The 21,939-nt window shown below is 71.3% G+C and carries 20 protein-coding genes and 1 pseudogene; 14 read left to right on the top strand and 7 right to left on the bottom strand.

What is annotated here, in order from left to right; translation table 11 throughout:
- The first annotated feature begins 57 nt into the window (after positions 1-57).
- Positions 58-231 carry a zinc-binding dehydrogenase gene (locus ACZ7MG_RS24170; RefSeq protein ID WP_471384002.1) on the top strand — a complete coding sequence of 58 codons (174 nt, stop codon included), beginning with the start codon at positions 58-60 and terminating at the stop codon, positions 229-231.
- Between the two features lie 27 nt (positions 232-258).
- On the opposite strand, the pseudogene ACZ7MG_RS24165 reads toward ACZ7MG_RS24170, so the two are convergent.
- The 6 genes and pseudogenes from ACZ7MG_RS24165 to ACZ7MG_RS24140 all read right to left on the bottom strand — a co-directional run.
- Positions 259-423, bottom strand: a pseudogene (locus ACZ7MG_RS24165) (ATP-binding protein); the annotation flags it as partial.
- A 162-nt stretch (positions 424-585) separates the two neighbouring features.
- A complete protein-coding gene (locus tag ACZ7MG_RS24160; protein WP_471383309.1) occupies positions 586-1,602 on the bottom strand; it encodes a helix-turn-helix domain-containing protein in 1,017 nt (338 codons plus the stop codon).
- 31 nt (positions 1,603-1,633) lie between these two features.
- Positions 1,634-2,635 carry an alpha/beta hydrolase gene (locus tag ACZ7MG_RS24155; RefSeq protein WP_471383308.1) on the bottom strand — a complete coding sequence of 334 codons (1,002 nt, stop codon included), beginning with the start codon at positions 2,633-2,635 and terminating at the stop codon, positions 1,634-1,636.
- A gap of 637 nt (positions 2,636-3,272) precedes the next feature.
- Positions 3,273-3,566: a transposase gene (locus tag ACZ7MG_RS24150; RefSeq protein ID WP_471383307.1), complete on the bottom strand. Its 294-nt coding sequence runs from the start codon at positions 3,564-3,566 to the stop codon at positions 3,273-3,275.
- Between the two features lie 17 nt (positions 3,567-3,583).
- Positions 3,584-3,946: a hypothetical protein gene (locus tag ACZ7MG_RS24145; RefSeq protein ID WP_471383305.1), complete on the bottom strand. Its 363-nt coding sequence runs from the start codon at positions 3,944-3,946 to the stop codon at positions 3,584-3,586.
- A 36-nt stretch (positions 3,947-3,982) separates the two neighbouring features.
- Positions 3,983-4,582, bottom strand: a complete 600-nt coding sequence (locus ACZ7MG_RS24140; RefSeq protein ID WP_471383303.1) for a TetR/AcrR family transcriptional regulator — start codon at positions 4,580-4,582, stop codon at positions 3,983-3,985.
- 80 nt (positions 4,583-4,662) lie between these two features.
- On the opposite strand from ACZ7MG_RS24140, the gene ACZ7MG_RS24135 reads away from it, so the two are divergent.
- Complete coding sequence (locus ACZ7MG_RS24135; protein ID WP_471383301.1) at positions 4,663-5,577, top strand: oxidoreductase; 915 nt, start codon at positions 4,663-4,665, stop codon at positions 5,575-5,577.
- A gap of 119 nt (positions 5,578-5,696) precedes the next feature.
- Here the strand turns inward: ACZ7MG_RS24135 and ACZ7MG_RS24130 are convergent, their stop codons facing one another.
- The gene (locus tag ACZ7MG_RS24130; protein ID WP_471383299.1) at positions 5,697-6,413 is read right to left on the bottom strand and encodes an AraC family transcriptional regulator; all 717 of its coding nucleotides are present in this window, start codon (positions 6,411-6,413) and stop codon (positions 5,697-5,699) included.
- Between ACZ7MG_RS24130 and ACZ7MG_RS24125 the strand changes: the two genes are divergently transcribed.
- The 12 genes from ACZ7MG_RS24125 (at position 6,412) to ACZ7MG_RS24070 (ending at position 21,864) form a co-directional block, all read left to right on the top strand.
- Entirely contained in the window at positions 6,412-6,870 is a 459-nt protein-coding gene (locus tag ACZ7MG_RS24125) for a nitroreductase/quinone reductase family protein (protein ID WP_471383298.1), read from the top strand. The two genes, ACZ7MG_RS24130 and ACZ7MG_RS24125, sit on opposite strands and share 2 nt — an antisense overlap.
- 39 nt (positions 6,871-6,909) lie before the next feature.
- Positions 6,910-7,614 (top strand): TetR/AcrR family transcriptional regulator, encoded by a 705-nt coding sequence (locus ACZ7MG_RS24120; RefSeq protein WP_471383297.1) that lies wholly within the window; start codon positions 6,910-6,912, stop codon positions 7,612-7,614.
- Complete coding sequence (locus ACZ7MG_RS24115; RefSeq protein WP_471383296.1) at positions 7,541-9,154, top strand: CocE/NonD family hydrolase; 1,614 nt, start codon at positions 7,541-7,543, stop codon at positions 9,152-9,154. Before ACZ7MG_RS24120 ends, ACZ7MG_RS24115 begins: the two co-directional genes overlap by 74 nt.
- Positions 9,155-9,591: 437 nt before the next feature.
- On the top strand, positions 9,592-10,035 hold the full coding sequence (locus ACZ7MG_RS24110) for an SRPBCC family protein (protein ID WP_471383294.1): 444 nt from the start codon (positions 9,592-9,594) through the stop codon (positions 10,033-10,035).
- A gap of 179 nt (positions 10,036-10,214) precedes the next feature.
- Positions 10,215-12,701 carry an MFS transporter gene (locus tag ACZ7MG_RS24105; protein ID WP_471383292.1) on the top strand — a complete coding sequence of 829 codons (2,487 nt, stop codon included), beginning with the start codon at positions 10,215-10,217 and terminating at the stop codon, positions 12,699-12,701.
- A gap of 233 nt (positions 12,702-12,934) precedes the next feature.
- The gene (locus ACZ7MG_RS24100) at positions 12,935-15,406 is read left to right on the top strand and encodes an ATP-binding SpoIIE family protein phosphatase (protein ID WP_471383290.1); all 2,472 of its coding nucleotides are present in this window, start codon (positions 12,935-12,937) and stop codon (positions 15,404-15,406) included.
- A gap of 175 nt (positions 15,407-15,581) precedes the next feature.
- The gene (locus tag ACZ7MG_RS24095; protein WP_471383288.1) at positions 15,582-16,307 is read left to right on the top strand and encodes a class I SAM-dependent methyltransferase; all 726 of its coding nucleotides are present in this window, start codon (positions 15,582-15,584) and stop codon (positions 16,305-16,307) included.
- 82 nt (positions 16,308-16,389) lie between these two features.
- Positions 16,390-17,223: a M55 family metallopeptidase gene (locus ACZ7MG_RS24090; RefSeq protein WP_471383287.1), complete on the top strand. Its 834-nt coding sequence runs from the start codon at positions 16,390-16,392 to the stop codon at positions 17,221-17,223.
- Positions 17,216-18,559, top strand: coding sequence for a M20/M25/M40 family metallo-hydrolase (locus ACZ7MG_RS24085; protein ID WP_471383286.1), 1,344 nt, complete (start codon positions 17,216-17,218; stop codon positions 18,557-18,559). The genes ACZ7MG_RS24090 and ACZ7MG_RS24085 overlap by 8 nt, the downstream gene beginning before the upstream one ends.
- Positions 18,560-18,598: 39 nt before the next feature.
- Positions 18,599-20,581, top strand: a complete 1,983-nt coding sequence (locus tag ACZ7MG_RS24080; RefSeq protein ID WP_471383284.1) for a dipeptidyl-peptidase 5 — start codon at positions 18,599-18,601, stop codon at positions 20,579-20,581.
- Positions 20,582-20,640: 59 nt separating this feature from the next.
- Positions 20,641-21,570, top strand: coding sequence for a S66 peptidase family protein (locus ACZ7MG_RS24075; protein ID WP_471383283.1), 930 nt, complete (start codon positions 20,641-20,643; stop codon positions 21,568-21,570).
- A 45-nt stretch (positions 21,571-21,615) separates the two neighbouring features.
- Positions 21,616-21,864: a lipopolysaccharide assembly protein LapA domain-containing protein gene (locus ACZ7MG_RS24070; RefSeq protein ID WP_086757744.1), complete on the top strand. Its 249-nt coding sequence runs from the start codon at positions 21,616-21,618 to the stop codon at positions 21,862-21,864.
- The last annotated feature ends 75 nt before the right edge of the window (positions 21,865-21,939 follow it).

Here is a 21,939-nt window from a genome sequence, read left to right as displayed (position 1 = left end):
AGATCAGTGAAGGGCCTCCCGTTCGCCCTGCTCTCCGTGCTGCTCCCCGGCCCCCGGATGCGTTTCATGTCCGAGAAGATGCGGCGCGACGACATGGAAAGCCTGGTCGGCTACGTGGACCGCGGCGAACCACGCACGATCGTCGAGCAGGTCTACCCGCTGTCCGCCATCCAGGACGCCCACCGCGCGGTCGAGACCGGCCACGCCCGCCACCGGCAGGACGGTGGGTGACGGCTGGTCGACGCGCGCCCGCTGTGCGCGCAGGTCGTGCTCGACGGGGGCACTCTTGCCGATGCCCGCGGCCCCCTCGACCAGCACCACCCCGGGCCGCCCGGCACAGACGGCGTCGATCGCACGGGTCAGTGCGGCGATCTCATCGGCCCACCCGACGAGGCTTCGCTGCTGCTCAGGACGGTCGTCCATGCCTGGCACGCTACATCGCTCGCCGCCGTCAGCCGCGGTCGCCGCCGGCGACCGGCAGGCTTGCCGTGAAGGGGAGACCGAATCCATCTTGGGCGGCCTGGAATTTGCCGCTCGCCGGCCGTAGCGCCGGTCTCCCGTGCCGTCAGCTGCCGTCAGCTGCCGTCAGCCATCGTCGGCGAGCTCGTCCTCGCTGTGCGCGATGCGCCAGAAAGCCACGGCGACGCCGGCGCGTTGACGCCCGCCCGGCTTCGTCACTGCGTATCCGAGCTGGGCTGCGAGCCAGACCAGGCGTTCCTGGAGGGTCGAGTGATGGACGTGCAGCCCGGCTGCCGCCTGCCGCAGGCTGGCATGGTCCAGCACTACCTGGAGGGTGTCGATAACCCAGGGACGTGTGACCAGTGTCTGGTCCAGGCGGCGTACGTCGGCGATGGCGGCCGCCTCCCGCGCCGTGGCCCGCTCGGCCAGGACGGCGAGAGCGCCGAGATCTTCGTACGCCACCAAGGACGGGCCGGGTCCGCCCGCCCGGTCGGTCAGCCGCAGCGCCAGACGGGCTTGCTCCAGGGCGGTAGGCAGGTGTGCCGACTGCTGGGCGATCGCAGTCCCGGCCCGGAGGTCCTGGGAGAGGGCCGGTGTGCCGGCGGCCAGGGTGACCGCGTGTCGGCCGACTCGTGTGTGGTGAGGCGACGCCGGCCCGGGGGAGACGATGACAGTCACCTTGTCGGTGAGCCCCAGCCGCTTGGCGGCGTCGTACCGGTCGCTCGCGGAAGCGTCGGCGTCGCAGGCGATCCGCACCGCGGCGTCGGTGGAGCGATCGGCTGAATGTTCCGTGAGCGTCTGGACCGCCTTGGCCGAGCGTTCGAGAATCAAGGCGTCCAGTGGTCTCGGCTCGCCGGTCCGCTCCAGCCAGACCCGGGAACCGGGTCGGCCCGCAACCGCCACCTGCGCCCAGGAACGGCTCTCCGTCTCGGGCAGAGAGTGCCCTGCGGCGTCATACCGTCGGGTGAACCCTCGGCCGGCGTCGTGCAGCCCGGCCGGGCAGCCCGCCAGGGCGGCCACAGCCCGGACCACGGCCCCGACCGGGGCCCGGTCGTCGACCAGGTGGTCGAAGTGGTCGATCACACGCAGCGCACTGGCTGCCGCGTCGTCGGCCACTTCCAGTCTGCCGATGAGATCACGCAACGGAGCCTCCCAAGAGCCGATCTCGAACCGCTCACTCCTCAAGTGCCCGCCGGATGAACTCGTCACGGGTCGCGAGGGAGGCCCGCGAGATCGCCGCGTGAGGCGCTATCCCGTCGAACCCGTGGAAGCCGCCGCCCCACATGTGGAAGTCGACGCTCACGCCTGCCTCGGACAGGCGGCGAGCGTAGATCAGGGCTTCGTCACGGAACAACTCCGCCGAGCCGGTGTCGATGTAGGTGCGCGGCAGACCGGCGAGGTCTTCGGCACGGGCCGGCGCGGCGTACTGCGACACGTCCGGACCGCCGCGCCGCTCGCCGAGCAGGGAGGTCCACCCGTACACGTTGCTGTCGCGGTCCCAGCCGGCCCCGTCCACCATGCGGCTGCTGTGCGTCTCGAAGCGGTCGTCGAGCATCGGGCAGATCAGCACCTGGTGGCTGATCCGGGGAAAGGCACGGTCGCGGGCGAGCAATACGGTCCCCGCCGAGAGGCCACCACCGGCGCTGCCTCCGGTGACCAGCAGCCGCTCGGGGTTGATGCCCAGTTCAACCGCGTTCTTCGCCGTCCACACCAACCCGGCGTAGCAGTCCTCGACCGGCGCGGGGTCGGGATGCTCCGGCGCCAGGCGGTACTCGACCGACACCACGACCGCGCTCCCCTCAACCACGTAGGGGAGGAACCCGCTTACGCCTGTGCGGCGGTCCCCGGCGATCATCCCGCCACCGTGGATGTGAAAGATGCCTGCTTTGGGGCCTCGGTCCTCGACGGGGCTGAGGATCAGCAGCGTGATGTCCGGCGCCCCCTCCGGCCCGGGTACCTGGCGCTCCTCCACCCGCACCCTGCCGCCCGCCGTCAGATCCTCCGGATCCATTCCGGGTATCCCCCCGACTATCTGCTGCCGGGACGTCTCAAGGTGCTCGGGTGACGTGGCCGGAAAAAGCGGGCGAAAAGCCGCCTCGGCGGGCGCGAGCTCCGCGTCCACGGGGGGCCGGGTGGTCAAGGGGCCCAGAATGTCTGCTGCCGTCTGGTTGGCCATCGTTCTCTCCTTCGGGAACGGCGGGAGGCGGGTGCCCTCCACTCTCGGACACCGGTGCCCGCCGGGACACCCGCAGATGGCGGGAATCCCCGAAGCCGACCCCGCCATATGGCGGGGCCGTCGGCCTGACGAGGGTGACATGGCCGTCCGCGCGGATACCTCGGGTATTTCCTCAGTGTTGACCAGGAGCCTATTGATATCTCGCTCGTTTCAATACCGTCGCATCAGGTATTTGTGGGGTATCGGGTCGGCTCCATAGGCTTAGGAACATTCGAGGCCCCGAACTAAGAAAGGGGCAGCCCGATGGAACTCAGGCATCTTCGGTATTTCCTGGCCGTCGCAGAGACCCGCCATTTCGGAAAGGCCGCGTAGGCCCTCCACATGGCGCAGCCGCCGCTGTCCCAGGCGATCCGTCGCCTGGAGGGCGAACTGGGCGTGGAGCTGTTCACGCGCCCCCCGGCGGGTCGCGCTGACGGCGCGGGTGAGGTGTTCCGCGCCGATGTGGAGCGCATCCTCAAGGCCGTCGACGAGGCGGCGGCCCGGGCGGGGCGCTTCGCCGCCGGGGTGGAGGGCGTGCTGCGCGTGAGCCTGACGGGCCCGGCCTCGTACCGCCAACTGCCAACCCTGGCACGCCTGCTCAACACACGCTCTCGACCTGTCGAGTTCGCCGGCCGCGTTTCAGTTCGGCGAGTAACACGCGGTGCAGTTGGTCGAAGACAGCGGCCTGCTGCCAACGCTCCAGACGCCACCAGCACGTCTGTCCGGAGTCGAACCCCAGTTCCCGCGGCAGCAGTTGCCAGGCTGTGTCGCCGTAGAGGACGTACAGGATTCCCTGCAGACACAGCCGGTCCGCCACCGGCCTCGGCCCGGGCGACCGCTCCGGCCACGGCGGCAGCAGCGGCTCGATCAGCACCCATAAGTCCTCATCCACGATCCACGGCCGAGTACTCACACCCTCCCGAACGGCCGAATCGTCACATCGGTCACGCCCGACCAGAGCACTTCGTTGGTCATGGTCTGCTCCTCCGCGTACTTCGGCCCCGCCGGAGCCTGGCGGAGGGAACCGACCTCTTGCTGACGAATGGCCCGCCCGTTGGTTCGCCACGCCCGCCACTGCTGAAACGCCTCTCGGCCGCAGGGCTGCTCGGCAACTTGGCCGACGCCGACCCGGCTGGGTACGCGGCGTGCTGCGACACCCTGGCCACGTGCGACGCACGCCGGGACCTGAAGCGTGTCTTCGCCCCGCTCGTGGCGGGCATCCCTCACGCCGCCCTGGGCACCCTCGACATCGCTCATCTCGCGGTCGAGCATCCTCGAACACCTTGGAGCAGGCGCAGCTCCGGGGCGTCAGTCCGGCGCGCATCCTCGCAAGATGTACGCGATCACGTCGTCCAGACCGGGCTCGGTTGTCCCGGTGGGGTGCATTCCGCCGGCTGCCAGCCCGGCATAGCCGCGCAGGGTGGTGAAGACCGGCAGGGCGAGGCGCTCCCACGGCCCTTCCCGCACCTCGCCCCGGCGCTGGCCCTCGCCGATCATGTCGACGACCTGCTGGCCAAAGCGCCGCTCGGCCGCGCGCAGTGCCTCCGAGGCCTCCGGCGTGTGCTTGACGGCGTACATCAGGTCGAGCAGTGCGGCGTTAGCGAGGGCGAAGTCCACGTAGGTGCGGGCCACAGTGCCCAGCCGCTCGGCGAACGACTCGCCAGCTCGCTCCTGAGCCGCCGTGCTGATCTTGAGAAGCCGCTCGAAACCGGTCAGCGCCAGCGCGTCCAGCAGCGTCTGCTTGTCCGGGAAGTGACGGTTCGGCGCCCCATGGCTGACGCCTAGGTCGCGGGCGAGCTCACGCAGTGAGAGCGCGGCCGGCCCCTTGTCCCGCAGCGTCTCCTCGGCTCTGACCAACAGCGCGGCGCGAAGGTCTCCGTGGTGGTAGGGGCGGCGGCGAGTCTGCATGGGGCCATCGTACAAGCGTGTTGTCAGTGACTACATTGTAGACGTTGACGACAATGTAGATGACGTCTACTTTGGCAATCATGATTACTGCATCCAGCGCGTGGAGCATCACTGACATACCCGACCAAACTGGCCGCATCGTCGTCGTGACCGGTGCCAACAGCGGGATCGGCCTGGCCACCGTCGAAGCGTTGGCCGGCGCCGGCGCCCATGTGGTCCTCGCCGTCCGGGACTTGAAGCGCGGCGAGGCCGCAGCCGCCGGCGTGCGGGGGAGCGTGGAGGTGCGCCGACTCGATCTGGCCGACCTCGCCTCTGTACGCGAGTTCGCAGCCGGCTGGCACGGTGATGTGGACGTGCTGATCAACAACGCCGGCGTCATGAACGTCCCGGTGTCGTCCACGAAGGACGGCTTCGAGATGCAGTTCGGCACCAATCACCTGGGCCACTTCGCCTTGACGAACCTGTTGCTGCCCCACATCACCGACCGCGTGGTGACCGTGTCCTCCGGTGCCCACAAGGCGCCGGGCCGCCCGCGTATCCACTTCGACAACCTCAACCTGATCGGCGAGTACGTCCCTCAGAAGGCGTACGGCCAGTCCAAGCTGGCCAACCTGCTGTTCACCCTGGAACTCCAGCGCAGGCTCGCCGAAGCGGGCTCGGCGGTGCGTGCCCTGGCCGCGCATCCCGGCGCGGCCAAGAGCAACCTCAGCAAGCGAGACCGCCGCCTCATCATTCGCGTCCTCGAACCGCTGGTGGTCTTCCTGCTCGCACAGGAGACCGACGCCGGCGCGCTGCCCAGCCTGTATGCCGCCGTCCAGGACTTGCCCGGTGCAAGCTATGTCGGCCCCGACGGCTTCGGCGAGTTGAAAGGAGCTCCAACCCTTGTCGGTCGCTCGCCAGCAGCCAGCGACCCGGCCTCGGCCCGACGCCTGTGGACCATCTCCGAGGATCTGACTGGCACTGTCTTCCCCGAACAGGCCCTGACGCGGCCCTGAATTCCTGCACCGGGATCACTGCTCCGGTGTGGCGCATGCGGGGGTGTCCGGGCCCCAGGATCGCGATTCCCGCTCGGCCCTCTCCATGCGGGGAGAGGGATGACGTTCGACCGTGAGCTTCAGGAGTTTCGTGTGGTGCCCTGGCGGGTTGAGTGGCGGTACCGCCCCGGAGCCTGGCCGCGAGCACGCCGGAAGGCCCGGCTGAACGCGTAGACCGAGGTGTAGCCGACCGTGCGGGCGATGGTGTCCACCGTGTCCTCGGTGTCGCGGAGACGGATGGCGGCAAGGTCCATTCGCCACTGGGTGAGGTAGTCGCCGGGGGTTCGGCCGGTGCTCTCGCGGAAGCGTCGGGTGAGCGTACTGCGGGAGGTCGCCAACTCGCTCGCGAGCAGGTCGGTTGTCCACGGTCTCGCCGGGTCCTGGTGGAGTTTGGTGAGAGCCGCATTGACCAGCGGGTCGCCGAGGACGCCGAGCCAGGTTCCTCGTGCTTCGGCCGGTTTCTCGGTCAGCCACACGCGGAGCAGCTGGACGAGAAAGACGTCCACGAGTCGGTTGAGGACGAACGCGGAGGCGATCTGCGGGCGCGTCAGTTCCCTGGACACCGCCGGGTCGTAGTCGTAGGAGGCGCCCAGGATATTGGTGTGCATCTCTCCCGAGCCGACGCGGAACACGCCTCCGCAGGCCTGGGTTTTCTGTGCTTCTGTGCACTGCTGGAGGACGACCGCGGCGTCCGGGGCGCTGCGCAAGGTGTGCGCCGGGCCGTTCGGCATGAGGACGACATCGCCGGCCATGAGTTGTCGCGGTGAGCGGCCGGGCATCCTTAGGGTCGCTGCCATGGAAGACACGATTGACCTGAATCGGCCGGGGGCCTTCCTCCCGAGCGAGTGGAACCGCGCCGTGATCACCGAGTTCCGGGCGAGCGGCGGGAAGGTCGGCGGCGTGTACGAGGGCCTGTCGTTGGTCCTGGTGCACCACATCGGCGTGAGGTCCGGCACCGAACGTGTAACTCCGCTGGTACCGCTGCGCCTGGGCGACCGGCTCTTCGTCTTCGCCAGCAAACCCGGAGCCGACGAGCACCCGTCCTGGTACCGCAACCTGATGGCCCACCCGGAGACCACCGTCGAGTTCGGTACCGAGACCTACCCGGTGGTCGCGCGGGTGCTCACAGGTGCCGAGCGGGACGAGATCTACGCCAAGCAGTGCGCCCTGCAGCCGGCGTACGCCGAGTTCCAGCGCCAGACCAGCCGGGTCATCCCGGCGATCGAGCTGCAGCGCACCCGATCCGTAAAGTAACACTTGTATATTTAGTAACAGGCGCGCATCATCTGATCTGTGGAATTCGATCTGCCGAGCAGCCCAGAGGTACGGGATCGCCGGGTGCAGCGATCACGGTCGGCGTTGTTGTCGGCGGCGGTTCGCGTGGTCAGCGAGCGGGGCACCACCGCCGTCACGGCGACGGACTTGGCAGAGGCTGCGGACGTGAGCCGTCGAGTGCTGTACCTGCATTTCGGAGACCGTGACGGAGTGCTGCTGGCGGCTGCGGCCGACCTGGTGACACAGGAACTGCTGCCGCAGCTGCCGCAGGATCTCGACGACATGCCCACCTTGCTCACGCTGGCCCGTCATTTCGCCGAGTACAGCGAGTTCTATCGCCCACTGCTGACCGGCTCGTGCGCATACGACGCGATCAGAACAGTGAACAGCCTGTTCCACCCTTACAGCCTCGTCGGCGTCCGGCGGCATTTCGGTGACCTCAGCGAACAGATCGCAGGTGAGGTGGCGTATTTCCTCACCGGCGCCGCGGCGATGGCGCTGACCGAGTGGCTGGTCAACGGGCCCGTCCCGCTGGATCCGGACGACTTCGCCGAGCGCCTCCTGCGTATCCAGTCCGTCCTCACCGACGCGAACCGCGACCGGCCCGCTGCCCCACGCCCCACGGAGGAGCCCCGTGAGAAGACCACCTGTGACCAGCCTGCTCCTCGAGAGGACGATGGGTCTGCCGAAGCCGATGACCCGGGACCTCGTGATCCAGCGTGATCTCGAGGTCCCGGTGCGGGACGGCACCGTGCTGCTGGCCGACCGGTGGGCGCCACGCACCGGAGGCGAGGGCCTGCCCACTGTGCTGATGCGCACTCCCTACGGGCGTGGCGGGTTCGCTGCTCTGCAGCTGGCCCGGCCACTGGCCGAACGTGGGTTCCAGGTGGTACTGCAGAGCAGTCGCGGCACGGCCGGCTCCGGTGGGCACTTCGACCCGCTACGTGACGAACGGCTCGACGGAATCGACGCGGTCGACTGGGTGTGCAAGCAGCCATGGTTCGGCGGATCCATGGTGCTGTGCGGGCCCAGCTACCTCGGATACACCCAGTGGGCGATGGCCGACCAGCTGCCCGCCCAGGTCAAGGCGATGATCCCCGCAGTGGCCGAGTCGGAGTTGGGCCTGGCCTTCCTGCGAAGGGAAGCGTTCGGCCTGGAATCGCTGTTCGGTTGGGGCCTGCTCGTCGAAGGGCAGGAACGACGCTGGGCGATGCCCCGATTCCTGTTGGGTGCTCGCCGACGCCGCCGCGCCGAGGCCGTATTGCCGCTCTCCGGCGCCGATCAGGTCGCGCTCGGTCGCCGGTCCGACATCATCCAGGACTTCCTGGCCCATGAGGCCGACTCCCCGTTCTGGTCTTTCAACGACGCCAGCGACCGAGTTCCGGACGTGACCGTCCCCACCAGCCTGGTGGGCGGCTGGTTCGACGTGTTCCTGATCGGCCAACTCCGTGACTACACGCGTCTGCAGGCTGCCGGCCGTCGTCCCCGTCTCACCGTCGGCCCCTGGTCGCACACTTCGGTCCCCGTCTTGACCACCATGCTGGAGGAGACCCTTGAGTTCGGAATGGCGCACGCCCGAGGCATCGCGCCCGCCGAACGGGCACCGGTGCGCGTGTTCGTCATGGGTGCGGAGGAGTGGCGCGACCTGGCGGCCTGGCCACCGCCCGGATACGCGCCTCAGCGCTTCCACCTGCATCCCGCCGGCCGCCTGGCCCTAGACCCGCCGCCCGCCTCGACACCGGACTCCTACCGTTACGATCCGGCCGACCCCACCCCGGCCGTCGGCGGCGTACGCATGCTGCCCGGCGTCAAGGCCGGCCGCGTCGACAACACCGCACTGGAAGCCCGCCCCGATGTCCTCACTTACACCAGCGACGCCCTTACCGACGACATGGAGATGATCGGCGATGTCGGCGCCGACATCTGGTTCCGCTCCAACCTGCCGCATGCCGACGTGTTCGTCCGCGTCTGCGACGTCGACCCCGCGGGCCGTTCCACCAACGTCTGTGACGGCCTCACCGGCGTCACACAGGCCGACGAACTCTCATGCGTCACCGTCACCCTGTCGCCCACCGCCTATCTGTTCCGGGTCGGCCACCGTATCCGCATCCAGATATCCAGCGGCGCGTTTCCCCAGTACAACCGCAACCCCGGGACCGGCGAACCCCGGCACACGGCCGCCCACTTGAAAGCCGCCCTGCAGACGGTGGTTCACGACCCTGACCATCCCTCCGCCGTCAGCCTGCCGATGCGAGCCCGCTGAGAGATCGACTGCTGACTCGGCCGCGGCATCCGTGCTCGGCAGGCGTACACCAGCGGACGCTAGACCCACCCCCTACGGGACATCGTCGCTGACACGGTCGCCCTCACACGAGCCGCTACCGCGACCCACGCACGCGTGCGTGCAGCCCCGGTACGGGTTCACGGTCCATTCGCACGGCATCCGGGAGGCGCCCGGCACCCGGTTCACGATCGTCTTCGCCCGGACCGTGGCGGAGTTCTCGGTCTGGTTTTCTAACATCGTGTGGAGGTCTCGTCGGGAGGCTGTCGCGGGGCTCTCCTGAGGGCTGTCGCGGGGCTGCCGGGGGTCCTCCGGGCGGGCCGTCGCGGGCCTCAGGGGCACCCCGATTTGGGCCCTCCGGCCGGGGGGTGGTTGGCTTTCCGCACATCCCCGAGTTACCAAGTGCTGGAGGAAGTGCAATGGCGCAGGTCGAGGCCACGACCGAACGGGTCGTCGCGGCGGACGCGGAGACGGTGTTCGACACCCTCGCCGAGTACAACGGCGCGCGCGAGAAGCTGATGCCGCAGCACTTCAGCGAGTACGAGGTGCGCGAGGGCGGCGACGGCGAGGGCACCCTCGTCCACTGGAAGCTGCAGGCCACCAAGAAGCGCGTCCGTGACTGCCTCCTGGAGGTCACCGAGCCCTCCGACGGCGAGCTCGTCGAGAAGGACCGCAACTCCTCCATGGTCACCGTCTGGCGGGTCACCCCGGCCGGCGAGGGTGGCTCCCGTGTCGTCGTCACCAGCACCTGGCAGGGCGCCGGCGGCATCGGCGGCTTCTTCGAGAAGACCTTCGCCCCCAAGGGCCTCGCCCGGATCTACGACGCCCTGCTCGCCAACCTGGCCGCCGAACTGGAGAAGTAGCACCGGGAACACCGAGGATGCCCGGCCCAACCGGCCGTCATCCGGGGTTCGTTGCCCCCCTCACCGGTTCGAGTGGATCTCCGTGACGCTCCCCGGAATGCCGTAACTCGCCGCACTTACCGACAGTTGCCGCTTAACGCGGGAATTGTGCGGTAAGTGCGACGAGGGGAGCGGTACGCATGGGCGCGACCACACTGGTGAAGGACGAACCGGCCACCACACCCGCTCCACCGCCGGCGGCGGACGGACCTCCCGGACTCGGCCCGCACCGCGTCCGGTTGGTCTTCGCCGCCCTGCTGCTCGTCCTGCTCCTCGCCGCGCTGGAGCAGATGGTCGTCGCCACCGCCCTCCCCGAGATCGTCGGCGAGCTGCACGGCGTGGACCGGATGTCCTGGGCGATCACCGCCTATCTGCTCACCGCCACCGTCACCCTGCCCGTCTACGGCCGGCTCGCCGAACTCCGGGGCCGCAAGGGCGCCTTCCAGTGCGCGCTCGTGGTCTTCGTGGCCGGTTCCGCGCTCGCCGGCTTCTCCCGGAGCATGGACCAGCTCATCGCGTTCCGCGCGCTCCAGGGCGTCGGCGCGGGCGGCCTCATGATCGGTGTGCAGACGATCATGGCCGACATCCTGCCCACCCGGCACCGGGGCCGTTATCTGGGCCTGGTGGGCGCGGTGTTCGGCCTCGCCTCCGTCGCCGGACCGCTGCTCGGGGGATGGCTCACCGACCACCTGTCCTGGCGCTGGTGCTTCCACCTCAACGTGCCCCTCGGCCTCGTCGCCCTGGCCGTCGTCACCTTCGCGGCGCGCCTGCCGAGGTCCGCGGCCAAGGGCCGTCTCGACGTCCTGGGGACCCTGCTGCTCGCCGCCGCCTCGACCTGCGTGGTCCTGCTGGCCGGATGGGGCGGCACCACGTACGCCTGGACCTCGCGGCCCGTCCTCGGTCTCGCCGCCGGCGCGGTCGCCGCGACCGCCCTCTTCCTCGTCGCCGAGCGGTTCGCCGTCCACCCCCTGGTCCCGCTGCGGCTGTTCAGGGACCCGGCCTTCGTCGTGACCGGCCTCGTGGGGGCCGCCGTCGGCGTCGCCCTGTTCACCACCGCCGGGTATCTGCCGACCCAGCTGCGGATGGCCGGCGGGATCTCCGCCACCGAGGCCGGACTGCTCATGCTGCCGATGATGACCGGCATCGTCGGCGCGTCCGTCGTCTCCGGCCGGCTCATCGCCCGCACCGGGCACTACCGGACGTACCCCGTCCTCGGCACCGCCCTGACCGCGCTGGGCGTCTGGCTGCTGTCCCGGCTGGAGACGGACACGCCCCGGCTCCAGTTCGGCATCTGGACGGCCGTCCTCGGTGCCGGCATCGGCATGGTCATGCCGGTCCTGATCCTCGCCGTGCAGAACTCCGTACGCCCCGAGGACATCGGGCCCGCCACCGCCGCGGGGAACTACCTCCGGCAGATCGGCGGCAGCGTGGGCGTGGCCGCGTTCGGCGCGCTCCTGACGGCCCGGCTCGCCGACCGCCCCCCGGAGCGCACGGGCGCCGTCCTCCCCGACCCCGGCTCCCTCACCCCCGGCCTCGTCCACACCCTGCCCGCGCCGCTGCGCGGCACCTACGTCGCGGCCTACGCGGAGGCCATGCCGAGGATCTTCCTGTACCTCACACCGGTGCTCGTCCTCGGGCTCCTCATCGCCTGCTTCCTCAAGGAGAAAACACCGGTGGCCTTCGACGAGGTTTCCGCCGAGGCCGAGGCCGAGGTGGAGGTGGAGGTGGAGGCCGAGGCCGAGGCCGAGCCCGGGTTCAGGGCCGAGTTCACGTCCGAGTCCGAGTCCGACTTCGGGTACGGGGCCGGGGCCGGGCCCGCGTCCTCCGTGCAGATCCCGCAGATCCCGCACGCGCGTTCGCCGTACGTCCCCGGGGTGCCCGTCCGCGGGACCGTCCAGCATTCCGACGGCACCGTGGTGCCCCGGGCCGCGCTCACCCTCATCGACGGCACCGGCCGGCAGACCGGGCGGGGCGGCAGCGGCGAGGACGGGCGGTACGCGCTGTCCACCCCCGGGCCGGGCGCGTACGTGCTGATCGCCGCCGCCGGGGGCCATCAGCCGCAGGCCGTGAGCGTCACCGTCGGGGAGCGGCCCGTCGAGGTCGACATCGTGCTCGGCGGCGCCGGGCGCCTGGCCGGGACGGTGCGCACGGCGGACGGCCGGGCGGTCGGCGACGCGACCGTCACGCTCACCGATGTGCACGGCGAGGTCGTCGTCACCACCCGCAGCGGGGAGGAGGGCGAGTACCTCGTCACCGAGCTGGTCGCCGGGGAGTACACCCTCGCGGCGAGCGCCCACGCCTACCGTCCCGCCGCGCTCCCTGTCACCGTCCGGGCCGCCCGCGAGACCCGCCAGGACATCGAACTCGCCGGGGGCGCCGTCCTGCGGGGCACCGTCCGCGCCGGGGGCGGCCGACCGGTGGAGGACGCGCGCGTGACGCTGCTCGACGCCGCCGGGAACGTGGTCGACACCCTCACCACCGGTATCGACGGAACGTTCCGGTTCGTCGACCTCTCCTTCGGCGAGTACACGGTCATCGCCACCGGCTATCCGCCCGTCGCGACGGTCCTCCAGATCGCCGCCGGGGGCAGGGCGGAACGGGATCTCCAGCTGGGGTACGCGGACTGAGCGGACCCGGCGGACCGAGCGGACCGAGCGGACCGGGGGCGTCGGCGGCACCGCGTGCGCCGGTGGTGGGGCGGGGGCGTGCGAGTGGTCGTGCGCCGTCCGTACGACCTGCGCGTGCGCCGGAGCCTCCCGCGGAGCAATTCGCGTATTGCCACACATCGCGACGCTACGCGGTCGTACGGTAGTGAAGGCGGCGCAGATCTTGCGAACCGTGGGGAGAAAGGGCCTTGGCCATGGACCGTGGCACCGACACGGGTGCGACCACCAACCACGGAGCCGGTGCCGGCTCGGCGGAGCACACCGAGGTCGGCCGTATCCCCCTGGCCGTGGTCGTCGTCGACCGCGGCGGCCTCGTGTCGCACTGGAGCACCGGCGCACGCCGGCTCTTCGGCACCACCAAGGACGACGCGGTGGGCCGCCCGGCCCTCGACCTGCTGCCCGTCTCCGGCGCCCTCCCCGACGAGGACGAGACCCCTTTCCGCGGGGCGTACGGTGCGTACGACGCCCTCGGCCACGACCTGGAGACCTCTCTCGACGGCCAGCTGTCCTACCCGGCGGCAGGGCGCGCCCGGCTCACCGTGCCGGGCCGCGACCGGATCGACGTCCTGTGGTGGGCGTACCCCCTGGTCGGCCCCGGCCGGGAGCGGCTCCTCGTGCTGGCCGCCGACGCCGAGACCCTGCGCGGACGGGACGACGAGACGGCCGTGACCGCCGTGGCCGTCGAACGCATCGCGCCCGGCTTCGCCCTGCACACCGACTTCCCCGGCGCCGAGGAACTGGCCCGCAGGCTCCCCGAGATCCTGCCCAGCATGAGCGTCGGCGAGAGCGCCCGCATCGTCGCCCAGGTCCTCGAACTGGGCTATCCGGTCCTGGAGTTCAGCCAGAACGACCGGGTGCCCGTCACCCCCGACTGGGGCGTGCCCCGGCGCGCGGAGCGGCGGGCGCGCCGTGAAAGGGCCGCGCGCGCCGTCGCGGACGGGCTCCCGGTACCGGAGGACGCGCGGGACGAGGGCGAGGACCTCGAATACGCGGCCGTACGCGAACGCCTGGAGTTCCTCAACGAGGTCAGCGGACGTATCGGCACCTCCCTGGACCTGTCCCGGACCATCGTCGAGGTCAGCAGGGCGGTCGTGCCCCGCTTCACCGACGTCGCCGGTACCTATCTGCGTGAACAGGTCGTCGCCGGCGAGGGCTTTCCCGACGGTGTGCCGGACACCACCACCATGTGGCACCGGGTGGCCATCGAGCACACGGACGAGCCGGGCCGCTGGGACGACGTGGTGCCCGTCGGTGAGGCCATGCCCTTCCCGGCGCACACCCCGTTCTTCCAGTGCATGACCAGCGGTGAGCCCGTCCTCGTGCCGCGTATCAGCGAGCAGATGGGGCACGCGATCGCCGCGCAGTTCGAGAAGCGCGACATCCGGCCGCTGATCACGGGCCGCTCCATGCTGGTCGTCCCGCTGAAGGCCCGCAACGTCGTCCTCGGCTTCATGATCCTGCTGCGCCACCCGGAGCGCGAGGTCTTCGACGACATGGACCGCGTCACCGGCGCCGAACTCGCCGCCCGCGCGGGCCTCGTCCTCGACAACGCCCGCATGTACACCTACCAGGAGAACGTCGCCGAGACGCTCCAGGACAGCATGCTCCCGCAGATCGAGGCCCACATGGCGGGCTGCGACATCGCCACCCGCTATCTCCCGGGCACCCTGCTCGGGCGCGTCGGCGGCGACTGGTTCGACTCGGTGAAACTGCCCGGCGCCCGCACCGCCCTGGTCGTCGGCGACGTCATGGGGCACGGCCTCAACTCCGCCGCGATGATGGGCCAGTTGCGCACCGCCGTACAGACCATGGCCGCCCTGGACCTGCCGCCCGCGCAGCTGCTGCGCAACCTCGACGACCTCGCCCAGCGCCTCGGCGAGCACTATCTCGCCACCTGTCTCTACGCCGTCTACGACCCCATCGCGGGCGAACTGCACCTCGCCAACGCCGGGCACATCCCGCCCGTCCTGGTCCGCGCGGTGGACGGCCGCAGCGAACTCCTCGACCTGCCCACGGGCGCGCCCATCGGTGTCGGTGGGGTGCCGTTCGAGGCGGTACGCGTGCGCGTGGAGCCCGGTGACCGGCTGGTGATGTGCACCGACGGACTGGTCGAGGTACGCGGCGAGGACATCGGCGTGGGCCTCGCCACGCTCTGCGAGTCCGCCGCCCACCCGGCCGCCTCCATGGACGACGCCTGCGACACCATCATCCGGGCCCTCAACACACGCGGCGGCCGCAAGGACGACGTGGCCCTGCTGATGGCCCGGCTCAACGGCATCGAACCCGAGGACGTCGCCGAGTGGCGCCTCGCCCCCGACCCGGCCGAGGTCGCACGCGCGCGTGCCGTCGTCCGCGAACAGCTCCACGTCTGGGGCCTCGACACCCTCGTGGACACCACCGTCCTCCTCGTCGGCGAACTCGTCACCAACGCTGTACGGCACGCGCGCGGACGCCGTGTCGAACTCCGCCTGGTCCGCGGCGACACCCTGCAGTGCGAGGTCTACGACGACGACCCCACCCTGCCGACCCTGCTCAGCGCGGCGCCCACCGACGAGCACGGCCGCGGGCTGCGCGTCCTGACCACCCTGGCCCGCGAGTGGGGGACCAGCCGGACGGGCGCGGGCAAGACCGTGTGGTTCGAACTGACGCGGCCGAGGCGGCGCTGAACCCACGCGGTCGTGCACGGTGGGACCAGGGGGCGTGCGGGGCGTGCGGGGGCGCACGGGTTCTGGACGAGAGGTGAAGGTACGCGCACGGTGCTTGTCTGCGCTTTCCCGGCGCGGTACACCGATCTGGGCCGCCGGCGCGGCGGGCCGGCATCGCGATTCCGGGGGGTTGGGCATGAGCGTGACGAGTCGGTACCGGGAGGCCTGGGAGGCGTTCTGGCGGGAGGCCCCCGACGAACCGGGCGCGGTCTTCTGGGACGCCGGACCCGAACGGACCGCAGCCGTCCACCTCGCCCTGTTCGAGCCGTATCTGACCGCCTCCGACCTGCCCCTCGTCGACCTCGGCTGCGGCAACGGCACCCAGACCCGTTTCCTGGCCGACCGCTTCCGCCGGGTGATCGGCGCCGACCTCTCCGCCGCCGCCCTCGACCTGGCCCGCCGCGCCGACCCCGGCGGCCGGGCCGAGTACCGCCCGCTCGACGCGGCCGACAAGGCCGACGCCGAGACCCTCCACGCCGACCTCGGCGACGCCAACGTCTATGTGCGCGGCGTCCTCCACCAGTGCGAGCCCGACGACCGGCAGCGACTGATCGACACCGTCGCCACGCTGGTGGGCGAGCGCGGCCGGGCCTGTCTCGTCGAACTCTCCGAGGCCGCCAAACCCGTCCTCATGGGCCTCGCGGCCGGTCCGGGCGGGCCTCCCGCGAAGCTCGCCCCGATCTTCCGCCACGGCATCGCCCCCGGCGAGGTCTCCGACGCCGCGATCCCCCGCTACCTGAGCGCCTCCGGCCTCACCCTCGTAGCCGACGGCGAACTCCCCCTGATCACCACCGAACACACGACCGACGGCACCCGCATCGAACTGCCGTCGCGGTGGTACGTGGTGGGGCGTACGGCGTAGGGGGCCGCGTCGGTGGGCCGCGGTGGTGAGAGTTATCCACAGGCCTGCCACGGATCGGGCGGAAACGCGTACGGTTCGAGCCATGAAGATCCTCATCAGCGCCGACATGGAGGGCGCCACCGGTGTCACCTGGCCGGCCGACGTGCTGCCGGGGACACCGCAGTGGGAGCGGTGCCGCTCGATGTTCACCTCGGACGTGAACGCCGCCGTGCTCGGCTTCCTCGACGGTGGCGCCGACGAGGTGCTGATCAACGAGGCGCACTGGACGATGCGCAATCTGCTGCTGGAGGAGCTGGACGAGCGCGCCCAGATGCTCACCGGACGGCACAAGGCGCTCTCCATGGTGGAGGGCGTGCAGCACGGCGACGTGGACGGCATCGCGTTCGTCGGCTACCACGCGGGCGCCGGCATGGAGGGCGTCCTCGCCCACACCTACCTGGCGAACTCGATCACCGGGGTGTGGGTGAACGACGAGCGGGCCAGCGAGGGACTGCTCAACTCGCATGTGGTGGCCGAGTACGGGGTACCGGTGGTGCTGGTGACCGGTGACGACGTGGCGTGCGAGGACGCCCTCGGGTATGCGCCCGAGGCGCTCAAAGTGGCGGTCAAGGACCATGTCTCGCGGTACGCGGCGGTGTGCCGCACCCCGGCGAGAACGGCCGCCGACATCCGCGCGGCGGCGAAGGAGGCCGCCTCGCTCGCCGTCCGCCGTCAGCCGGTCAGGGGCGGTCCGTTCACCGTGGCGCTGGAGTTCGACGCCGAACACCTGGCGATGGCCGCGACCGTCGTCCCGGGCGTGATCCGTACCGGTGAACGCAAAGTGGCGTACACCAGCCCGACCATGTACGAGGGAATCCGCACCTTCAAGGCGGTCACCACGATCGTCTCGGCCGCGGTGGAGGAGACATATGGCTGAGCAGCCGGCCGGGGAGGCGGCACCCGTGGACCAGCGGGCGCTGGACGAGGTCGTCCGGTTCACCTCCGACCTCATCCGTATCGACACCACCAACCGCGGCGGCGGGGACTGCCGGGAGCGGCCCGCCGCCGAGTACGCCGCCGCGCTGCTGGCCGAGGCCGGCATCGAGCCCACCCTGCTGGAGCGCGTCGAGGGCCGGACGAACGTGGTCGCGCGGATCGAGGGCACCGACCCGTCCGCGGACGCGCTGCTCGTCCACGGTCATCTGGACGTCGTGCCCGCCCAGGCGGCCGACTGGACCGTGCACCCGTTCTCCGGGGAGATCCGCGACGGTGTGGTCTGGGGCCGGGGCGCGGTCGACATGAAGAACATGGACGCGATGATCCTGGCCGTCGTACGGCAGTGGGCGCGCACCGGTGTACGCCCCCGCCGGGACCTCGTGATCGCGTTCACCGCCGACGAGGAGGCGAGCGCCGAGGACGGCTCCGGGTTCCTCGCCGACCGGCACGCCGGGCTCTTCGAGGGCTGTACCGAGGGGATCAGCGAGTCGGGGGCGTTCACCTTCCACGACGGCTCCGGACGGCAGATCTACCCGATCGCGGCGGGGGAGCGCGGCACCGGCTGGCTGAAGCTCACCGCACGCGGCCGGGCCGGCCACGGCTCCAAGGTCAACCGGGCCAACGCGGTGACCCGGCTGGCCGGGGCGATCGCCCGGATCGGCGCGCACGAGTGGCCGCTGCGGCTCACCCCGACCGTCCGCGCGGCCCTGACCGAACTCGCCGCGCTGTACGGCGTCGAGGCCGATCTCGACCGCCCCGACGGCGTCGACCGGCTGCTCGACAAACTCGGCCCGGCCGCCGCCCTGGTCGAGGCGACCGTGCGCAACAGCGCCAACCCGACCATGCTGGACGCCGGTTACAAGATCAATGTCATCCCTGGGGAGGCCGTCGCCCGCGTGGACGGCCGGTATCTGCCCGGCGGCGAGGACGAGTTCCGGGAGACCCTCGACCTGCTCACCGGACCCGATGTGGACTGGGAGTTCGAGCACCGGGAGGTGGCCCTCCAGGCCCCCGTGGACTCGGTGACCTACGCGCGGATGCGGGCCGCCGTCGAGGAGTTCGCGCCCGAGGGCCATGTGGTGCCGTACTGCATGCCGGGCGGCACGGACGCCAAGCAGTTCTCGCGGCTCGGCATCACCGGCTACGGCTTCTCGCCGCTGAGGCTCCCCGAGGGCTTCGACTACGCGGCGATGTTCCACGGGGTCGACGAACGCGTCCCCGTGGAGGCGCTCCACTTCGGCGTCCACGTCCTCGACCGCTTCCTGCGGACGGCCTGAGTGACCGCATACGGGGGACCACACGGGGGACCAAGGAAAATGGGGGACAAGGTGCAGACCCTGGCGTACGGTTCGTGGCCCTCGCCGATCGACGCGGCGCTCGCCGCCGCGCACGACGGGCATCCCGAGTCCGTCGGCTTCGTCGGCGAGGAGGCGTGGTGGACCGAACCACGGCCCACCGAGGGCGGCCGGCGCACCCTGGTGCGGCGCACGGCCGACGGCACGGAGGAGTCGGTCCTGCCGGCCCCGTGGAACGTGCGCAGCCGGGTCATGGAGTACGGCGGCCAGGCCTGGGCCGGCCTCATGCGGGACACCGGCCCCCTCGTCGTCTTCGTGAACTTCGCCGACCAGCGCCTCTACCGGTACGAACCCGGCGGCGAGCCCCGCCCGCTCACCCCCGTGTCACCGGTGGGCGGCGGACTGCGCTGGGTGGACCCGAGGCCGCACCCGGAGCGGGACGAGGTGTGGTGCGTCCTGGAGGAGTTCACCGGGGAGGGACCCACCGACGTCCGCCGGGTCGTCGCCGCCGTGCCGCTGGACGGCTCGGCAGCCGAGGACCGGGGCGCCGTCCGGGAACTCACCGACGACGGCCGGCGCTTCGTCACCGGCCCCCGGCTCTCACCGGACGGCCGCCGCGCCGCCTGGCTGGCCTGGGACCATCCGCGGATGCCCTGGGACGGCACGGAGCTGCTGGTCGCCGAGGTGACCGGGGACGGTCTGCTGGGCGAGCCCCGGACCGTCGCGGGCGGCCCGGAGGAGTCCGTCGCCCAGGTCGAGTGGGCCGCCGACGGCACCCTCGTCCACTCCAGCGACACCACCGGCTACTGGAACCTCTACCGCCTCGATCCCGACAGCGGCGAGCGCACGGCGCTGTGCGCCCGGGAGGAGGAGTTCGGCGGGCCGCTGTGGAAGGTCGGCTCCCGCTGGTTCGCGCTGCTCGACGACGGGCTCGCCGCCGTGGTGCACGGGCGAGGCGCCACCGCGCTCGGCATCCTCGACCTGGACACCGGCCAGGTCGTCGACGCGGCCGGACCCTGGACCGAGTTCGCCCCCACGCTCGCCGCGCGGGGCAGCCGGGTCATCGGTATCGGGGCCAGCCCCCGCAGCGCGTACGAGGTGGTCGAGCTGGACGCCGCCACCGGCGAGGCCCGGGTGATCGGCGCCGCGCACGACGACCCGGTGGACCCCTCCTACTACCCCGAACCCCAGATCCGCAGCTTCCTCGGCCCCGCCGGACGCGAGATCCACGCCCACGTCTACCCGCCGCACCACCCCGGCTGCGTCGCCTTCAGCACCGAGCTGCCGCCGTACGTCGTCTGGGCGCACGGCGGACCCACCGGCCGCGCGCCCCTCGTCCTCGACCTGGCGATCGCCTACTTCACCTCCCGCGGCATCGGGGTCGCCGAGGTCAACTACGGGGGGTCCACCGGATACGGGCGGGAGTACCGCAACCGGCTGCGCGAGCAGTGGGGCGTGGTCGACGTCGAGGACTGCGCGGCGGTCGCGCACGCCCTCGCCGACGAGGGCACCGCCGACCGGACCAGGCTCGCCATCAGGGGCGGCAGCGCGGGCGGCTGGACCGCCGCCGTGTCCCTCACGACGACCGACGTCTACGCCTGCGGAACGATCCTGTACCCCATCCTCGACCTCACGAACTGGGGGTCGGGGGACACCCACGACTTCGAGTCCCAGTACCTGGAGAGCCTGGTCGGGCCTCTGGCCGAGGAACCGATGCGGTACGTGGAGCGGTCGCCCACCGAGCACGCCGACCGGATCACCGCGCCGTTCCTGCTGCTCCAGGGCCTCGACGACGTGATCTGCCCGCCCGCGCAGTGCGAGCGGTTCCTGGCCCGGCTGGAGGAGCGGCGGGTGCCGCACGCGTACATCGCCTTCGAGGGGGAGGGGCACGGCTTCCGGCGGGCGGAGACGATGGTGCGGGTCCTGGAGGCGGAGCTGTCGCTGTACGCGCAGGTCTTCGGGTTGAATCCTCCGGGAACCCCGACATTGGAGCTCGCCAAGTGACACCCGTGACACCCGTGCCATCAGTGCCGCATGTGCCGCCAACGCCGCCAGTGGCGTCGGTGACGCCGTTGACCAGACCGTCCCGGCTCGCTCCCGGTGACCGGGTGGCCGTCGTCGCGCCCAGCGGGCCCGTGGTCGAGGAGCGGCTCAGCGCCGGGCTGGACATCCTGCGCGGCTGGGACCTGGACCCCGTCGTCGCACCGCACACACTGGACCGGCACCCGGAGTTCCCCTACCTCGCGGGGACGGACGCCGACCGGGCCGCCGACTTCCAGGCCGCCTGGTGCGACCCGGCCGTGTCCGCCGTGCTGTGCGCCCGCGGCGGGTACGGCGTCCAGCGCATGGTCGACCTGCTCGACTGGGACGCCATCCGGGCGGCGGGCCCCAAGGCGCTCGTCGGGTTCAGCGACATCACGGCGCTGCACGAGGCGTTCGCCACCCGGGCCGGACTGGTCACGCTGCACGGCCCCATGGCCGCGGGCCTCGACTTCATCAAGAACGCCAGGGCCCAGGACCAGCTGCGGGCCACCCTGTTCGCGCCCGAGACGGTCCGTACGATCCGGGCCGTGGAGGGAAGCAGGACCCTGATACCCGGCCGCGCCCGGGGAGTCCTCCTCGGCGGCTGTCTCTGTCTGCTCGCCGCCGAGCTGGGCAACCCCCATGCCCGGCCTTCCGCCCGGGGCGCCCTGCTGTGCCTGGAGGACGTGGGCGAGGAGACGTACCGCCTCGACCGCTATCTGACCCAGTTGCTGCGCGCGGGCTGGTTCGACGGCGTCGCCGGTGTCGTCCTCGGCTCCTGGGCGGAGTGCGACCCGTACGAGAAGGTGCGGGCGCTGCTGGTGGACCGGATCGGCGGGGCCGGGGTGCCGGTGGTGGAGGAGTTCGGGTTCGGGCACGGGGAGGGGGCGCTGACGATCCCGTTCGGGGTGACGGCGGAGCTGGACACCGACGCGGGCACGCTGACGCTGGACGAACCGGCCCTGGTCTGACGGCTCCGCCGGGCGGGTCCGGGTGGCTCGCGTCATCCTGGAGGTATGAGCCCGAAGACACAGGAACGGGTGGGGACGCACGGACGGAAGCGATGGGGCGACCTGCTGACCCCCGGCAGGGTCGTCGTGGGGCTGCTCGCGATCCTCGCGCTCGTCTTCGTCTTCCAGAACACCCAGAGCACCGATATCCAGCTGCTGGTCTCCGAGGTCACCATGCCCCTGTGGCTGGCCCTGCTGGGGACGGGCCTGGTCGGAGCGGTGTGCGGGGCGTACGTGATGAGACGCCGCAGGTGACGTCCGCGCCGATGTGAGGTCCGCGCCGCAGGTGACGCCTGCCGCGAGGTGAACGTCCGCGCCGACCCGGGTCGG

It is taken from the genome of Streptomyces sp. NPDC107538, assembly GCF_055657445.1.
This window is presented reverse-complemented; position numbering and strand designations above follow the sequence as displayed.

Excerpts from the sequence above, each read along its gene's own strand:
- ACZ7MG_RS24095 (WP_471383288.1), top strand. The coding sequence starts at position 15,582 with ATGAGCGTGACGAGTCGGTACCGGGAGGCCTGGGAGGCGTTCTGGCGG.
- ACZ7MG_RS24105 (WP_471383292.1), top strand. The coding sequence starts at position 10,215 with ATGGGCGCGACCACACTGGTGAAGGACGAACCGGCCACCACACCCGCT.
- ACZ7MG_RS24110 (WP_471383294.1), top strand. The coding sequence starts at position 9,592 with ATGGCGCAGGTCGAGGCCACGACCGAACGGGTCGTCGCGGCGGACGCG.
- ACZ7MG_RS24085 (WP_471383286.1), top strand. The coding sequence starts at position 17,216 with ATGGCTGAGCAGCCGGCCGGGGAGGCGGCACCCGTGGACCAGCGGGCG.
- ACZ7MG_RS24135 (WP_471383301.1), top strand. The coding sequence starts at position 4,663 with ATGATTACTGCATCCAGCGCGTGGAGCATCACTGACATACCCGACCAA.
- ACZ7MG_RS24125 (WP_471383298.1), top strand. The coding sequence starts at position 6,412 with ATGGAAGACACGATTGACCTGAATCGGCCGGGGGCCTTCCTCCCGAGC.
- ACZ7MG_RS24090 (WP_471383287.1), top strand. The coding sequence starts at position 16,390 with ATGAAGATCCTCATCAGCGCCGACATGGAGGGCGCCACCGGTGTCACC.
- ACZ7MG_RS24145 (WP_471383305.1), bottom strand. The coding sequence starts at position 3,946 with ATGCTCGACCGCGAGATGAGCGATGTCGAGGGTGCCCAGGGCGGCGTG.
- ACZ7MG_RS24070 (WP_086757744.1), top strand. The coding sequence starts at position 21,616 with ATGAGCCCGAAGACACAGGAACGGGTGGGGACGCACGGACGGAAGCGA.
- ACZ7MG_RS24130 (WP_471383299.1), bottom strand. The coding sequence starts at position 6,413 with ATGGCAGCGACCCTAAGGATGCCCGGCCGCTCACCGCGACAACTCATG.
- ACZ7MG_RS24170 (WP_471384002.1), top strand. The coding sequence starts at position 58 with ATGCGTTTCATGTCCGAGAAGATGCGGCGCGACGACATGGAAAGCCTG.
- ACZ7MG_RS24140 (WP_471383303.1), bottom strand. The coding sequence starts at position 4,582 with ATGCAGACTCGCCGCCGCCCCTACCACCACGGAGACCTTCGCGCCGCG.
- ACZ7MG_RS24100 (WP_471383290.1), top strand. The coding sequence starts at position 12,935 with ATGGACCGTGGCACCGACACGGGTGCGACCACCAACCACGGAGCCGGT.
- ACZ7MG_RS24080 (WP_471383284.1), top strand. The coding sequence starts at position 18,599 with ATGGGGGACAAGGTGCAGACCCTGGCGTACGGTTCGTGGCCCTCGCCG.
- ACZ7MG_RS24155 (WP_471383308.1), bottom strand. The coding sequence starts at position 2,635 with ATGGCCAACCAGACGGCAGCAGACATTCTGGGCCCCTTGACCACCCGG.